General features: G+C 72.3%; 11 protein-coding genes. 4 read left to right on the forward strand and 7 right to left on the reverse strand.

What is annotated here, in order from left to right; translation table 11 throughout:
* Nucleotides 1-42: 42 nt before the first annotated feature.
* The 4 genes from ACZ49J_RS37820 to ACZ49J_RS37835 all read right to left on the reverse strand — a co-directional run bounded on the left by ACZ49J_RS37820 (nt 43) and on the right by ACZ49J_RS37835 (nt 4,442).
* Complete coding sequence (locus ACZ49J_RS37820; protein WP_467455392.1) at nt 43-768, reverse strand: exonuclease domain-containing protein; 726 nt, start codon at nt 766-768, stop codon at nt 43-45.
* 127 nt (nt 769-895) lie between these two features.
* Nucleotides 896-2,134 (reverse strand): SAV2148 family HEPN domain-containing protein, encoded by a 1,239-nt coding sequence (locus tag ACZ49J_RS37825; RefSeq protein WP_467455391.1) that lies wholly within the window; start codon nt 2,132-2,134, stop codon nt 896-898.
* 108 nt (nt 2,135-2,242) lie between these two features.
* Complete coding sequence (locus tag ACZ49J_RS37830) at nt 2,243-3,556, reverse strand: copper amine oxidase (RefSeq protein ID WP_467455389.1); 1,314 nt, start codon at nt 3,554-3,556, stop codon at nt 2,243-2,245.
* Nucleotides 3,557-3,632: 76 nt separating this feature from the next.
* Nucleotides 3,633-4,442, reverse strand: coding sequence for a Tat pathway signal sequence domain protein (locus ACZ49J_RS37835; protein WP_467455387.1), 810 nt, complete (start codon nt 4,440-4,442; stop codon nt 3,633-3,635).
* Nucleotides 4,443-4,621: 179 nt separating this feature from the next.
* Here ACZ49J_RS37835 and glgX point away from each other — a divergent pair, with 179 nt between their 5' ends.
* From glgX to ACZ49J_RS37850, 3 genes are all read left to right on the forward strand, one after another.
* Nucleotides 4,622-6,742 (forward strand): glycogen debranching protein GlgX, encoded by a 2,121-nt coding sequence (gene glgX / locus ACZ49J_RS37840; RefSeq protein WP_467455386.1) that lies wholly within the window; start codon nt 4,622-4,624, stop codon nt 6,740-6,742.
* A gap of 63 nt (nt 6,743-6,805) precedes the next feature.
* Nucleotides 6,806-9,136 (forward strand): malto-oligosyltrehalose synthase, encoded by a 2,331-nt coding sequence (treY, locus tag ACZ49J_RS37845; protein ID WP_467455384.1) that lies wholly within the window; start codon nt 6,806-6,808, stop codon nt 9,134-9,136.
* A 169-nt stretch (nt 9,137-9,305) separates the two neighbouring features.
* The gene (locus ACZ49J_RS37850) at nt 9,306-10,556 is read left to right on the forward strand and encodes a M14 family zinc carboxypeptidase (RefSeq protein WP_467455383.1); all 1,251 of its coding nucleotides are present in this window, start codon (nt 9,306-9,308) and stop codon (nt 10,554-10,556) included.
* Nucleotides 10,557-10,585: 29 nt separating this feature from the next.
* On the opposite strand, the gene ACZ49J_RS37855 is transcribed toward ACZ49J_RS37850, so the two are convergent.
* The 3 genes from ACZ49J_RS37855 to ACZ49J_RS37865 all read right to left on the reverse strand — a co-directional run bounded on the left by ACZ49J_RS37855 (nt 10,586) and on the right by ACZ49J_RS37865 (nt 13,199).
* On the reverse strand, nt 10,586-11,113 hold the full coding sequence (locus tag ACZ49J_RS37855; protein ID WP_467455382.1) for an SSI family serine proteinase inhibitor: 528 nt from the start codon (nt 11,111-11,113) through the stop codon (nt 10,586-10,588).
* Entirely contained in the window at nt 11,110-12,462 is a 1,353-nt protein-coding gene (locus ACZ49J_RS37860; protein ID WP_467455439.1) for a M14 family zinc carboxypeptidase, read from the reverse strand. Before ACZ49J_RS37860 ends, ACZ49J_RS37855 begins: the two co-directional genes overlap by 4 nt.
* Nucleotides 12,463-12,647: 185 nt before the next feature.
* Nucleotides 12,648-13,199, reverse strand: coding sequence for an FHA domain-containing protein (locus tag ACZ49J_RS37865; RefSeq protein ID WP_467455380.1), 552 nt, complete (start codon nt 13,197-13,199; stop codon nt 12,648-12,650).
* Nucleotides 13,200-13,370: 171 nt separating this feature from the next.
* Between ACZ49J_RS37865 and treZ the strand changes: the two genes are divergently transcribed.
* Complete coding sequence (treZ, locus tag ACZ49J_RS37870) at nt 13,371-15,116, forward strand: malto-oligosyltrehalose trehalohydrolase (RefSeq protein ID WP_467455379.1); 1,746 nt, start codon at nt 13,371-13,373, stop codon at nt 15,114-15,116.
* The last annotated feature ends 10 nt before the right edge of the window (nt 15,117-15,126 follow it).

Consider the following 15,126-nt stretch of genomic DNA (forward strand, 5'->3'; position numbering starts at 1 on the left):
CGGCCCATCGCCGGCCGTTCCCCCGAGCCTGGCCGACGGGACTTAGAGCACCGGCTCGTCGGCCGGCTCCCGCAGCGGCCAGGAGCCGTCCACCACCGCGGCCGCGTCGCCCTTGCCGCGCAGGAAGGCCTGGAAGTCGGCCGCCCACGCCGCGTACCACTCGATCTGGCGGCGGTGCAGCTCCGCCGGGCCGAGAGCCGCGATCTTCGGGTGGCGCTCGGCTATGGCGCGGGCGAGCCGGGCCGCGGCGAGGGCGTCGGCCGTGGCGTCGTGGGCGGAGGTGAGCGCGACGCCGTACTCCGCGCAGACCGCTTCGAGGTTCCGCTTGCCGCGGCGGTAGCGGTCCACGGAGCGGTCGATCGTGTACGGGTCGATGACGGGCGCCGGGTCGATGCCGCCGAGGCGCTCGCGCAGCGACGGCAGGCCGTGGCGGCGGAGCTCGGCGGAGAGCAGGGTGAGGTCGAAGGCGGCGTTGTACGCGACGACCGGCACTCCCGTCCTCCAGTACGTGACGAGGACGTCCGCGACCGCGTCGGCGACCTGGTCGGCCGGGCTGCCCTCGGCCGCCGCGCGCTCGTTGCTGATGCCGTGCACCGCGACCGCGTCGGCGGGGATCTCCACGCCCGGGTCGGCGAGCCACTCCCTGCGGCCGAGCGTGTGGTCGTCCCTCAGCTCGACGACCGCCGCCGTGACGATGCGCGCCTCGCGCGGATCCGTCCCGGTCGTCTCCAGGTCGAAGCCGATCAGCAGCTCCCGGTGCCAGCCCATGGTGGCCCCCCTTCTCGGTGGTGCTTTCCCCCAGTGGCCTCCACCCTCCCATGGGCCACTGACAATCCGAGGACCGCGTTCCGCTTGTGGAGGTGCCGACGGGCGCCGCCGCAGGGGCCGGGCCGCGTCACGACACCGGCCGGGAGTCCGCCCAGGCCAGTTCGAACTCCTCGCGGTACGTCTCGAAGAGCCCGCCCTCGCCCGCCTCGTCCGGCTTGAGGAGCCGCCGGCCACCGCGCAGGACGAGCACCGGGGCCTCCATGCCGCGGGTGCGGCGCAGATACGTCTGGACGACCGCTGTGCCGTCCGAGCCGTCGCCGTCCACGAGGTACGCCGTGAAGCGGGGTGTCTCGTCGAAGACCTGGATCTCGAAGGCGCCCGGGTCGCGCAGTCTGGAGCGCACGCGGCGCATGTGCAGGATGTTCATCTCGACCGCGCGGCTCATCTCGCCGCGCTTTATGCCGAGTTCACGCTCGCGCCGCTTCACCGCGCTGGACGCCGGGTTCAGGAACAGCAGCCGTACCCGGCAGCCCGCCTCCGCGAGCCGTACGAGTCTTCGGCCGGAGAAGTTCTGCACCAGCAGGTTGAGCCCTATCCCGATGGCGTCCAGCCGCCGGGCCCCGCCGAACAGGTCCTCCGCCGGGAACTGCCGCAGCAGCCGCACCCGGTCGGGGTGCACACCCACGACGTCCGCGTACCGGTCGCCGACCAGGGACTCCACGGCGTCGACGGGCAGCCGCCGCGCGGACGGCACGTCGCTGCCCGCGCCGAGGATCGCCAGCAGCCGGGCCGAGGCGCGTTCGGCCTGGGCCAGGACCGCCTCGGACAGGGCGCGGTTGCGGGAGACGACGTTCCGGGTGACCTCCAGCTCGTCCAGGGCCAGTTCCACGTCGCGCCGCTCGTCGACGTACGGCTCGAAGCACGGCCAGTGCTGGACCATCAGCTCGCGCAGCTGCGGCAGGGTGAGGAAACTCAGCACGTTGTCGTCGGCGGGGTCCAGCAGGTAGCCCTTGCGGCGGCTGACCTCGCGTACGGCGACCGCGCGCTGCACCCACTCCTGACCGGCGGGGCCCGCGGCGGCGACCACCCAGTCGTCGCCGTGGACGGGTTCGTAGATGGGACGCAGAACAGCGGCCACGACCGCGCGCAGCCGCTGTTCGACGAGGTTCAGCCAGATGTAGGCGCGGCCGGCCCGCTGGGCGCGCGTGCGCACCTCGCTCCAGGCGTCGGCGTTCCAGTCCAGTTCCGGCCCGATGGAACCCATCTCCATCGGCCGTGCCAGGGACACCGCGCCGGGTGGGACATCCGTGGAGCCCCCCTCGTGACCGTCGTCACCAGGAGGCAGCTCCAGCCCTCCCGAGCCCACCCACGCACCGCCTTCCGCTCCCCCGAGCTCCACCCCTACTCAACGATCAAGGAAGGGTACTCCGGGAGCGTCGGGCGGTGCAGCCGGATGGACAGGTCGAATTCCCGACTACGGGTTCCGCGGGATGCCGTTCACGTCCGCGAGGTCGGCCGGAGTGAGCGGGTTCTGGGCCGTGACGTCACGCGGAACGATCGAGAAGCCCTGCCAGTGGACCGGCATGGGCTCCTGGTCCTCGTCCCGGGCGATGTGGTGGAAGCCCACGTTGACCCAGGTGATCGGGTGCTTGAGGGTCTCCCCGTTGACCCACTTGTCGACCGACTTGCCGGCCCCCGCGGCACAGTTGCCGAGGTTGTGGCTGGCGAACTGCTCGCACTTCTTGTAGTCGGTGAAGTAGATGTCGTGCTTGGTGTAGCTGCGGCCCGGGTACTTCTGCGTGGCGCCGGGGACTATCTCGTAGGAGCGGGCGTGACCGTCCTTGTTCTTGCCGGTCGCGCTGACCACGCGCCACCAGCGCATGTTCTTGGCGTCACCGGCGAGTTCCTTGGTGACCTTGGTGCGGGTGGTCTTGTTGGTGGGGCCCTCGTTGGGGCCCGCGGGCGCGCTGACCACGGAGTCGTACTGCTCGATGCGGTTCTTGGAGGAGCCGTCGAGGGCGAAGTTGAGCCGCCAGAAGACGTTGTGGCTGTGGCTGGTGGCCTTCGCGGCGTTGCCGTTGCCGATCGGCCAGCCGCGGCCGTCACCGGCGTCGTAGTCGAGGGGCGCGAGGCTGCCGGTCGCGCCGACGTTCATGTTGATCGTGCCGTCGTCCTGGAAGCGCCACTCGGTCATGTACTCGTACCAGCCGACCTTGTTGACGCCGTAGACGAGCAGGTCCTTGCCCTGTTCCTGGTAGACCTTGTTGTAGTTGGCCTGCAGGCGGTAGGCGTGGCCACGCGAACGGGTCGTGGTGCACAGGCCCTTGACGTTCTCGGACTCCGACCAGAAGGCGCCCGGGACCTTCACGGTCTTGATGGTGCCGCCGGGGCACTCGGACGCCTTCAGGTTCACCTGGCCCTGGCCGAAGTTGAAGCCCGTCAGGTCGTCGTACTCGGCATTGCCGTCGTCGTACGGCACGTGGATCTGGCCGAGCCTGGCGTTGGTGAGGACCTTGATCGGCTTGGTCTCGCCCGGCGGCTGGTACGAGATGTCCTCCAGGATGATCCCGGCGTCGGCGTCGTGACGCCAGCACATCCGCCAGGTGGTGCCGGAGGCGAGCTTCTGCTCGATCCGGTAGGCCTCGCTGCAGTCCCAGGTCACGGCGGGGGCGGCCTTGGGCTGGGCGGTGGCCGGGCCCGCGGCCGTGGTGAGTCCGGCGGCCAGGGCGGTCGCCGTCAGGCCGACCGCCGCACCGGTGCGGGCACGGGTGCTTCTGTTGACGCGCATGAGGAAGTGTTCCCTTTGCGAAGAGCCTGCACAGAGCAGGAAAGTCCGGAAAGTGAGAGGAGTGGAGATACCCGGGTCAGCCGAGCTTGGCGACCTTGCGGGTGCTCAGGTTGATGATCAGCTCGCGGGTGTCGATCCAGGGCCCGTTCTTGACCTTGGTGAACAGCCGCACGCAGCGCTGCTCGCCGCACTTGGCGAGGGTGTCGGGCTTGGTGCCCGCCTCCGCGCGGAAGACCATGCCGGCGACGACCAGCTGGTCGGACGAGGTGAGTTCCTTGCCGGTGGCGTCCTTGTAGTCGGCCTTCAGACCGGCTCCGACCGGGCTGGAGATCAGCAGCTGCGCGGCCTCGGCCGTCTCGCCCGTGCTGAACGGCGGCTGCACTCCGCGCCGGGTGTCCGTCGTCTCGACCTTGCCGGTGTCGAGGTTGACGGTCTTGGTGACGAGCGTGTCGTCCTTGTAGTCGTAGAACCTGACGTCCGCGCGGCGGGGCGCGTTCGGGTCGTCCAGTTCGTCCTCGTTCGGCTCGGCGAGCTCGACGCTGACGCGCTCCGGGCCGCGCTCGCCGTCGGCGTTCTCGCTGCTGTTGAACAGCGTCCGGTTCAGCGCGATCTTCTCGACGCGCTTCATCTCGTCGTCGGTGAGCGGGTCGAGGCCGATGCCCTTGTCGCCCTCGTCGGGAGCCTCCTCCACGACGCCGGGCTGCACAGCCGCCTGGCCCTCTGCCTGGCCCTGTCCCGCCTGCTGGGCGGCCTGGCCGGTGCCGCCGGACTCGTCGGCCGAGACCGACCCCGGCAGTGTGATCCCGACCATCACGGCGGTCCCCGCCACCGCGATACCGGCGCCCGCCACCACCTTGCCCAGATGGCGGCGCACTATCTTCCGCACAATTCCCCCTACTCCCCTTGTCTCACCAGAGGATCTCTGGGTACCGCTTGTTCGGCGCACCCCGTGTGCGCCGGTCGAACAGTAAGAGGGACGTAAGTCATGGGTGGTTCCATCAGTTTGGGGGAGACTCGTCTGGGAGTCGCCCCCCAGGGCGCGGCGTAACTGGAAGAGTCGTATCCATGCAGGTCTGGCCTGGACAGGCGTATCCACTCGGTGCCACGTACGACGGCGCCGGCACCAACTTCGCGGTCTTCTCGGAGGCCGCCGACCGAGTCGAGCTGTGCCTTCTGCACGACGACGGCTCGGAGACGGCGGTCGAGCTGCGGGAGACGGACGCGTTCGTACGGCACGCGTACCTGCCCGGAATCATGCCCGGGCAGCGCTACGGCTTCCGTGTGCACGGGCCGTACGCGCCGGAGCGCGGGCTGCGCTGCAACTCCGCGAAGCTGCTCCTCGACCCGTACGCGCGGGCGATCAGCGGATCCATCACGTGGGGCGAGGAGGTGTACGGCTACCACTTCGACGAGCCCGACCGGCGCAACGACCTCGACTCGGCGCCCCACACGATGGCCTCGGTCGTGGTCAACCCGTACTTCGACTGGGGCGACGACCGGCGGCCGCGCACCGAGTACCACCACACGGTGATCTACGAGGCCCATGTGAAGGGCCTGACCATGCGGCACCCGGGGCTGCCGGAGGAGCTGCGCGGCACGTACGCGGCGCTGGCGCACCCGGCGATCATCGAGCACCTGACCGAGCTGGGCGTCACGGCGCTGGAGCTGATGCCGGTGCACCAGTTCGTGAACGACCACCGCCTGGTGGACATGGGCCTGAACAACTACTGGGGCTACAACACGATCGGCTTCTTCGCCCCGCACAACGCGTACGCGTCCTGGGGCGACCGCGGGCAGCAGGTGCTGGAGTTCAAGTCGGCGGTGCGGGCGCTGCACGAGGCGGGGATCGAGGTCATCCTCGACGTGGTCTACAACCACACCGCCGAGGGCAACCACCTGGGCCCCACGCTCTCCTTCAAGGGCCTGGACAACCCGTCGTACTACCGGCTCACGGACGACCCGCGCTACTACATGGACACCACGGGCACCGGGAACTCCCTGCTCATGCGCTCGCCGCACGTGCTGCAGCTGATCATGGACTCGCTGCGCTACTGGGTGACCGAGATGCACGTGGACGGTTTCCGCTTCGACCTGGCGGCGACTCTGGCGCGGCAGTTCCACGAGGTGGACCGGCTGTCGTCGTTCTTCGACCTCGTGCAGCAGGACCCGGTGGTCTCCCAGGTGAAGCTGATCGCCGAGCCGTGGGACGTCGGCGAGGGCGGCTACCAGGTGGGCAACTTCCCGCCGCTGTGGACGGAGTGGAACGGCAAGTACCGGGACACGGTACGGGACCTGTGGCGGGGCGAGCCGCGCACGCTGGCGGAGTTCGCGGGGCGGCTCACGGGCTCCTCGGACCTGTACCAGGACGACGGCCGCCGCCCGCTGGCCTCGATCAACTTCGTGACCTGCCACGACGGTTTCACCCTGCACGATCTGGTCGCGTACAACGACAAGCACAACCACGCCAACGGCGAGGACAACCGCGACGGGGAGAGCCACAACCGCTCCTGGAACTGCGGCGCGGAGGGCGAGACGGACGACCCGGAGGTGCTGGACCTGCGCGCCCGCCAGATGCGCAACTTCATCGCCACGCTGATGCTGTCGCAGGGCGTTCCGATGCTCAGCCACGGCGACGAGTTCGCGCGCACGCAGAACGGCAACAACAACGCGTACTGCCAGGACAACGAGCTGTCCTGGGTGCCGTGGCCGGACGAGGACGGCGGCGTCTTCGGCGACCTGCTCGCCTTCACGCGCTCCATGGTGTGGCTGCGCAGGGACCACCCGGTGTTCCGGCGCCGCCGCTTCTTCCACGGGCGCCCCGTCGAGGGCACCCACGACGACCTCTCGGACATCGCCTGGTTCACCCCGGCGGGCGAGGAGATGACACAGGCCGACTGGGACTCGGCCCAGGCGTCGGCGCTGACCGTCTTCCTCAACGGCAACGCGATCTCCGAGCCGGACGCCCGCGGCGAGCGCATCACCGACGACTCGTTCCTGCTGATGTTCAACGCCTCCCCCAAGGCGCTGGACTTCGTGGTCCCGGTCAACCATGGCCGCCAGTGGCAGGTCGTCGTCGACACGTCCCGGCCCGACGCCGTCTCACCGGAGACGGGGGCCAAGGTGCAGGCGGGAGACCGTCTGACACTGGTGGACCGGAGCCTGACCGTGCTGCAGCGGCCGGCGTAGGCCCTTGGGGGGAGGGTCGCGGTGGGGGCGCAGGTTCCGGTGCCGAGGGGGTACGTAGGTCTCATGACGTCAGCCAGCGCGCCCCTGTCCACCTACCGCCTCCAGCTGCAGCCGGGGTTCCCCTTCGCGGCGGCGGAGGCGGCCGTGCCGTATCTGGCCTCGCTCGGGGTGTCGCATCTGCATCTGTCGCCGGTGCTGGAGGCCGTGCCCGGCTCGGCGCACGGGTACGACGTGGTGGACCACGCGCGCGTGCGGGGCGAACTCGGGGGCGAGGAGGGGCTCAGGTCGCTGGCGCGCACGGCGCGGGCCCACGGGCTCGGGCTGGTCGTGGACATCGTGCCGAACCACATGGCGATGGCACCCCGGCACAACCGGCCGCTGTGGGAGGTACTCCGGGAGGGCCCCGAGTCGCCGTACGCGCGGTGGTTCGACATCGACTGGGCCGCCCAGGGCGGGCAGGTGCTGCTGCCGGTGCTGGGCGGTCCGCTCGGCCAGGAGATCGACCGGTTCGTCGTCGACGGCAAGGAGCTGCGCTACTACGACCATGTGTTCCCGCTGCGCGAGGGCACTCAGGAGCTGCCCCTGCCGCAGCTCCTGGACGCCCAGTGGTACCGGCCGGTGTGGTGGCGGCTGGCCCGTACCGAGCTCAACTACCGGCGGTTCTTCAGCATTTCGGAGCTGATCGGGGTGCGGGTCGAGGACCCGGAGGTGTTCACCGCGACGCACGCCAAGATCCTTCAGCTGCTCGACGAGGGCGTCGTCGAGGGTCTGCGCGTCGACCATCCCGACGGGCTCGCCGATCCCGACGGGTATCTGCGGCGGCTGCACGAGGCGACGGGCGGGTGCTGGACGGTCGTGGAGAAGATCCTCGCGGAGGGCGAGCCGCTGCCCGCCGCCTGGCCGGTCGCGGGCACCACCGGGTACGACGCGCTCCGGCACGTGGACGGCCTGTTCACGGACCCGGCGGGGGCCGGTGAACTCCTCGGCCAGTACCGGCGGTTCGCCGCCCCGCAGACCGACCGGGGCGGCCACTGGGAGTCGACGGCGCGGCGCGCGGCGTACAAGGTGCTGAACCACGAACTGGCCACGGAGGTCGAGCGGCTCACGCGCGCCGCGCACCGGTTGTGCGACCGTTCGCCCGACCCCACCCTGCGCGACCACGCCCCCTGGGCGCTGCGCACGGCACTCGTCGAGCTGCTGGTGCGCCTGGAGGTGTACCGGCCGTACGCCTCCCAGGACGCCTCCCTGGTCGTCACCGAGGAGGCCGCGGCCGAGGCACGCGCGGTCTTCACGGTGCCGGAGGAGTCGCGGGCCGTCGACACCGTGCGGGACCTGGTGCTGGGGCGGGCCGGTGAGGGGCCCCGGGGTGTGGAGTTCCGGACCCGGTTCGCGCAGACGGCGTCCGCGCTGCGGGCCAAGTCCGTGGAGGACACGGCGTTCTACCGCTACGTGCCGCTGCTGTCGGCGAACGAGGTGGGCGGTGACCCCGGCAGCCCGGCCGTCGCTCCGGAGGTCTTCCACGCCTACTGCGCGCGCGTGCAGCGCGACTGGCCCACCATGGGCACCGTCCTGTCGACGCACGACACCAAGCGCAGCGCCGACGTGCGTGCCGCGATCGCCGTGCTCACCGAGTGCCCGCAGCGGTGGGCCGACACGCTGGCCGAGGTGACCCGGGAGGGGCCCGGCATGCCCGACGCGCAGCTGGCGTGGGCCGCCTGGCAGACGGCGTTCGGGCTGGGCCCCGCGGCCGGGGAGCGCCTCCAGGGGGCACTGCTGAAGCACGTCCGGGAGGCCGGGCTGCACACCTCCTGGACAGAGCAGGACCCCTCCTACGAGCGGGCGGTGGCCGACTTCGTGGCGCGGGGCCCGGGCGAAGGCACCCGCGTGCACGCCCTTAGGAGCGACCTGGAGCCCCCTGTGCGGGCGAACGTCCTGGGCGCCGCCCTGGTCCACCTGACCATGCCGGGCGTGCCGGACGTCTACCAGGGCACGGAGGGCGAGTACCGGGCGCTGGTGGACCCGGACAACCGGGAGCCGTTCGCGCCCCAGGAGCGGCCCTCGGAGAAGTCCGGCGTCACTACGGCGGCCCTGCGGCTGCGCGGGCGGCGGCCGGGTGCCTTCGGTGAGACGGCGACGTACGAGCCGCTGACCGCCGAGGGGCCGGGCGCGGCGCACTGTGTCGCCTTCGCGCGCTCCGCTGAGGTCGTCACGGCCGTCACCCGGCTGTCGCTGCGGCTGGCCGACGCGGGCGGCTGGCGTGACACCCGGCTGGCGCTGCCTCCGGGCCGGTGGGCCGACGTGCTCACCGAGGGGCGCACGTTCACGGGGGACGTGCGGGTGGCGGAACTCTTCGAGCGGCTGCCGGTGGCGCTGCTCGAACGTGTATACGACTAGTGCTGCCGGGGGGGGCGGCCCGGACGGCGCCCCGCGTCGCGGTACTACTGCTCCCCGTGAGCGGCGCGTGCTCCCGAGCGCCCCGTGGAGCCGCCCCTCCGACCTCCTTGACACCGATTCAGGTCCGTGGAGTACTGCGGAATGCGACATCAGGCGGTCGGAACGGGGGGTGAGTCTGCTGCCGGATCTGCGCTACTTGACCGTGGGGGAACTCGAGTCGTCCGCCCGGGCGCTGGCGACCCGCCGTCCCGCTCTGTGCGCCCTGAGACAGGTCGGCCGCTCGCGCGGGGGACGCCCCCTGCACCTGCTGTCCGTGGGCCACGAGCCGCGCGCGGTGCTGGTCGTCGCCGGTGCCCATGCCAACGAGCCGACGGGCGGCCCGACCCTGCTGTCCCTCGCCGAACGGGTGCTGCACGAGCCGGAGTTACGGGCCGACACCTCCTGGCACCTCCTGCTGTGCGCCGACCCGGACGGGGCGAGCCTGCACGTCACCCCGGCGCCGCGCACCCTCTTCGACTACCACCTCGGGTTCTTCCGTCCCGCCGGGCCCGAGCAGCCCGAGTGGTCGCCGTCCCTGCTGCCCCCCGACCGGCTGCCGCCCGAGACCCGCGCGCTCACCGGGCTCATCGACGAACTGCGGCCCTACCTCCAGGTGACCCTGCACGGCACCGATCTCGGCGGCAGCTGGGTGCAGCTCACCAGGGACATCCCCGGGCTCGCCGAGCCGTTCGCCAAGTCCGCGGCAGAGCTGAACATACCGGTGGAGACGAGCGCCTCCGACGCGGCCGGCTGGCCCGCCTCGGGGCCGGGCATCCACGTGATGCCCGAGCCGGGTGCCGACTCGGCGTACCCGAGCCTGCCGGACGACGCCCGGCACAGCACCTGGTACCACGCCCACCGCCACGGCGGACTGACCGCGGTCGTCGAGGTGCCGATGTGGGCGAGCGACCTGGTGGACGACCCCAGCCCGCACCCGGCCCCGGCCGCGGCCCTGCGGGACCTGGCCCGGCGGCTGCTGCGGGACGCGCGTCAGGTGGAGCGGATCCTCACCGAGGCACGCCCCCGGCTTCCCGGCCCGGACGGGCCGCTGCTGCGCGCCGCGAAGTGGGCGCTGGACCTGGTGCCGGGGCTGGCGGCGGACTGGGTGCGGGGGCAGCCGCCGGACACCTCGATGGCGTACGTGGGCAGTGTGGACGCGTTCGGGCGCCGGCTGCCGTTGCGGGCGGCGGCGATGCTGCTGCGGGTCCTGAGCGAGGCCGACGACCGGGCCGCGCCGCGCCTCGAAGAGCTCGTCGCCCAGTGGAGCGATGCCTTCGCGGAGCGCTTCAAGGCCCGTTGGGTGCCCTTGGAGAACCAGGTCGAGCACCAGTCCCGCACGGTGGTGGCGGCTGCCCTGCACGCGCGGGACCGCGGTGAGTGAGGCACCCGCACCGTCGGTACGCGCGCGGGTCAGGTGGCCACACCGTCGTACGCGCGCGGGTGCGGGCGCCCGAGGGCGGGCCGCGCACGCGTGGCGGGCGTCTTCTTCACCGGGCGTGTCCCCTGGGCGGGCTCCGAGAGCGCGAACACCGCGCCCGTGGTCGCCTCCATCACACAGGCGTTGGGGAACGTCTTCGTGTACGCGACCGTCCTGCCGTCCCACTGACCGCGCGCCGACGCGGTGACCGGGGCGTGGATCATCGGGCAGAAGACGTTCCTGGGCGGGATGCGGGCGATGTCGCCGCCGGCCTCTCCGAGCTCCTGGCAGGCGCGGGCGGCGTGCCGGTGGCCCTGGGGCGGGTCGCAGAGCAGCATCGTGTCCCGCATCTCGCCGGACCGGGCGGTCTCGCCCTTGGTGACCGTGACGTAGAGCCAGTTGCCGGGGACGTTCTCCTGTGGTGCGGACCGGGCCGGGGTCGCGCCGAGGGCGAGGACGGCGAGGAGGCCAAGGGCGGCCGGCAGGGCGGTGCGTACCGTGTGCGGGGTGTGGTGCGTCATTCCCTGTGAATCGGCACGGCGGGCTGCGAACCCCAGTCCGGCTCACCCGAATGGGAGTCCGCGTGTGTGTGCCGCCCGGCCAGTTCGAAGGCGGCGACGACCACGCGCGACTGGTACTCCACCTGGCGCGCGACCGGGATCCACCGTGCCCCGTAGCCGTCCCGGTAGTCGGCGCACCACTCGTCGATGAGCCGGTCGAGGTCGGGCAGGGCCCCCGCCGGGTCCTGACCGGCGCGGGTCACGAGCTGGTGCAGCAGTCCCGCGGTGCGCAGGGCCACCCGGCGGGCCGAGATGGCGAGGGCCGTCAGGCGGGCCGTGTCGAGCGGCGGCAGCGGGCGCGGGGCGGCGCCGCAGGTGTCCGGGTCCCAGGAGTCGGCGATGCCGGGGCCGACCAGTACGTAGTCGTCCACGGGCGCGAGGAGGCGGGCGGCGTCGGGGCCGGTGCTCACCGAGGGGCGTACACGCGCGAGGATGCCCTCCAGGAGGGCCGTGTCGCGGCGCAGGGTGCGGCTGATGGCGCGGAGCGCCGCGTCGGCGTCCGCGGGCGGCCGGTCGTCCTCGACCGCCGACACGCCCCACATGGGAGCCTCGACGATCGCGGTGACCGTCCCGTACGGGTGCGGGTGGTACCAGGTGGACTCGACGGCCGCCTCGGTGATGGCGGCGGCCAGGTCGCCCCGGCGCGGCGGTGGGATGCGGTACACGGCGGGGCCGAGCGTCGGCCAGTACAGGGTGTCGTACGGGCCGAGTTCGCGGGGGATGCCGAGGCGTGCAGCGGTCTGCGCGACGCGCCGCGAGAGGCCGGGCAGGTCGCGGGTCAGCTCGACGAAGGCGCCGCCGACGTCCACGCCGTGCAGGGAGCACTGGAAGAAGGGCCGCAGCTCGTCCTGGACGTCGAGCAGGGCGCGGGTCTCCGGCAGGACGGCCCCGTCCGCGCCCTCGGGGAGCCACTCGGGCTGCTCCAGGAAGCCCGGGCGGAAGAACCCGCGGAAGTAGTTCCGCAGTGTGTACGGGCCCGCCAGCCAGCCCTCGTTGCGGCGGGAGCCGTCCGGGTCCAGGCACAGCAGCAGGTTCCAGGTGGTGTCGGCGCCCTCGCACAGGCGGGGGTCGGCGAGGGCCCGTTCCGCCAGGCGCAGGACCGTGCCGCCGCCCACGGGTTCGTTGGCGTGGGGGCCGGCGACGACGAGGGCGTGCCGACTGCCGTGGCCGACGGAGAGCAGCCACAGGGGCGTACCCGCCCGTGAGGTCCCCACGCGGCGCAGTGCGGCGTCCCGGGGGTGCCGGGCCACGAGGGCGGCGGCGCGGGCGGCCAGTTCGTCGACGGTCGGGTAACGGAGCAGTGGCGGCAGGGCACACCTCCACTCCGTGACGCCGTCGGTTCACCTGTTGTGCATGGCGTACGCACAGTCAGTCACGGTTTCCGGAGGTACGTCAACACCGCGGAGGGTAAGGGAATGCCAGTAACTCGCTGAGTAACCCCCAGGCCAGAGCTTTGATCGGGAGTCCGCGACCGGTCCGGCGCGGACCCTGGGGATCAGCCCGAGGCGAGCCGGAACGCCATCTGCCCGAAGCTCACCTCATCGCCGTCGCGGACGACGGCCGCGCCGATGACACGGCGCCCGTTCACCGTCGTGCCGTTCGTCGAACCGAGGTCGCGCAGCACCCACAGCCCGCCCTGACGCCTGAGTTCGGCGTGCACGCGGGAGACGGTCTCATGGCTCAGGCGCAGCCCGTTGGCGGGGTCGCGGCCTATGCGCAGGGGGTGGCCGCCGCCCGGGTGGGGCAGCAGCAGCTTGGGCAGCCGCTCGGCCTGCCAGGCCCGGCGCAACCGCACGGTGAAGCCGGAGACCGCCTCGACGGTGCCGAACACCAGCCGGGACCAGCGGCTTTCGGTGGGCAGGTCGGCGGTGAGCGCGGCGAGTTCGTCGGAGCGGCGGGCGACGAGCGCCAGCTCCATGCGCCGCACGAACGTGTCGTGGGAGAGACGTCCGAGGGCGACGCCGTCACGGAGCACCTTCAGCGCCCGTTCGCGCTCCGCGTCGGAGAGGCGCGCGGGGTACGTGTTGAACTCGAAGGACGACGTCACGCTGGTGATTGTCGGGCAGCAGGGCCGGGGTGTCCAGAAATCGGGGAAACGGCCGCCACCGGCAACGGGGTTGTCCCGCAGGGCGAATGGCCCGATCAGGGAGCGAAATGATCGTCTCTGGAGGACCATGGACGGGCTACCTGACGATCAGCCGCTGAAGGGAAGCCGTCCGTGCAGTTCGAGGTGTGGGCACCGCAGGCCGACCGGGTGACGCTCCATTGCGAGGACTCCACGCGCGCGTTGGAGCGCGATCCGGAGCGCGAGGGATGGTGGTCGGGCGAGGCGGAGGCGGTGGACGGGACACGGTACGGGTTCGCGCTCGACGACGGCCCGGTCCTGCCCGATCCGCGCTCGCGCCGCCAGCCGGACGGCCCGGACGGGAGGAGCGCGGTCGTCGACCACGAGCGGTACGCGTGGCGCGTGCCGTGGGCGGGACGCGCTCTGCCGGGCGCCGTGCTGTACGAGCTGCACGTGGGCACGTACACGCGTGAGGGCACCCTGGACGCGGCGGCCGAGCGGCTCGGGCACCTGGCCGAACTGGGCATCACGCACGTGCAGTTGATGCCGCTGTGCCCGTTTCCCGGGGTGCACGGCTGGGGGTACGAGGGGGTGTCGCTGTGGGCCGTGCACGAGCCGTACGGCGGCCCCGAGGCACTGAAACGCTTCGTGGACCGGGCGCACGAGCTGGGCCTCGGCGTCGTCCTCGACGTCGTGCACAACCACCTGGGCCCCTCCGGCAACTACCTGCCCGTGTTCGGCCCGTACTTCACCGACACGCACCACACGCCCTGGGGCGCCGCCGTGAACCTGGACGCGCCGGGCTCGGACGAGGTGCGGGCGTATCTGCTCGGCAGCGCGCTGGCCTGGCTGCGCGACTACCGCCTCGACGGGCTGCGCCTCGACGCCGTGCACGCGCTGAAGGACACGCGCGCGTGCCACTTCCTGGAGGAGCTCTCGACGGCGGTCGACGAACTCGCCGCCGAGCTGGAGCGGCCGCTGTTCCTGATCGCCGAGTCCGACCTGAACGACCCCCGGGTCATCACCCCCCGCGCCCAGGGCGGCCTCGGGGTGCACGCCCAGTGGAACGACGACTTCCACCACGCGCTCCACACCACCCTCACGGGCGAGGACCAGGGCTACTACGAGGACTTCGCCCGCGCCCCCTTCGCGGCCCTGACGAAGACACTCATGGGCGGCTTCTTCCACGACGGCACGTACTCGACGTTCCGGGGCCGCCGGCACGGCCGTCCGCTGGACCGTGCGCGCGTCGCGGGGCACCGGCTGGTCGGCTACACGCAGACCCACGACCAGGTCGGCAACCGGGCCCAGGGCGACCGCCTTGCGGCCTCCCTCTCCCCCGGGCTGCTGGCCTGCGCCGCCGCTCTGGTCCTCACGGGACCCTTCACGCCGATGCTGTTCATGGGCGAGGAGTGGGCGGCGGGCACGCCCTGGCAGTTCTTCACCGACCACACCGACCCGGAGCTCGCCGAGGCGGTACGGGGCGGCAGGCGCCGTGAGTTCGCGGCGCACGGCTGGGCCGAGGAAGACGTCCCCGACCCGCAGGACCCGGCCACCCGCGACCGTTCCTGTCTCGACTGGTCCGAGCCGGAGCGCGAGCCCCACGCGCGCGTGCTCGCCTGGTACCGGGAACTCATCGCGCTGCGCCACGCCCACCCCGACCTCACGGACCCCGACCTCGCCGACACCAAGGTCGCCTGCGACGAGGACGCCCGCTGGTTCGCGTTCCGCCGTGGTGACGTCCGGGTGGCGGTCAACCTCGGCAAGGAGCCGGCGAAGATCCCGCTCGGCGCGCGCCAGGCACGCGTGCTGGCCGCGTGGGAGCCGGTGCGGGCACCCGGGCCGGACGGGGTGCTGAGCGTGCCCGGTGAGTCGTGCGTGGTGCTGACGCAGGAGTGAGACCCGAGCG

It is taken from the genome of Streptomyces sp. NPDC030840 (genome assembly GCF_055572015.1).

Coding starts and splice junctions, on each gene's coding strand:
- ACZ49J_RS37830 (WP_467455389.1), bottom strand. CDS start 3,556: ATGCGCGTCAACAGAAGCACCCGTGCCCGCACCGGTGCGGCGGTCGGC.
- treY (WP_467455384.1), top strand. CDS start 6,806: ATGACGTCAGCCAGCGCGCCCCTGTCCACCTACCGCCTCCAGCTGCAG.
- ACZ49J_RS37820 (WP_467455392.1), bottom strand. CDS start 768: ATGGGCTGGCACCGGGAGCTGCTGATCGGCTTCGACCTGGAGACGACC.
- ACZ49J_RS37855 (WP_467455382.1), bottom strand. CDS start 11,113: ATGACGCACCACACCCCGCACACGGTACGCACCGCCCTGCCGGCCGCC.
- glgX (WP_467455386.1), top strand. CDS start 4,622: ATGCAGGTCTGGCCTGGACAGGCGTATCCACTCGGTGCCACGTACGAC.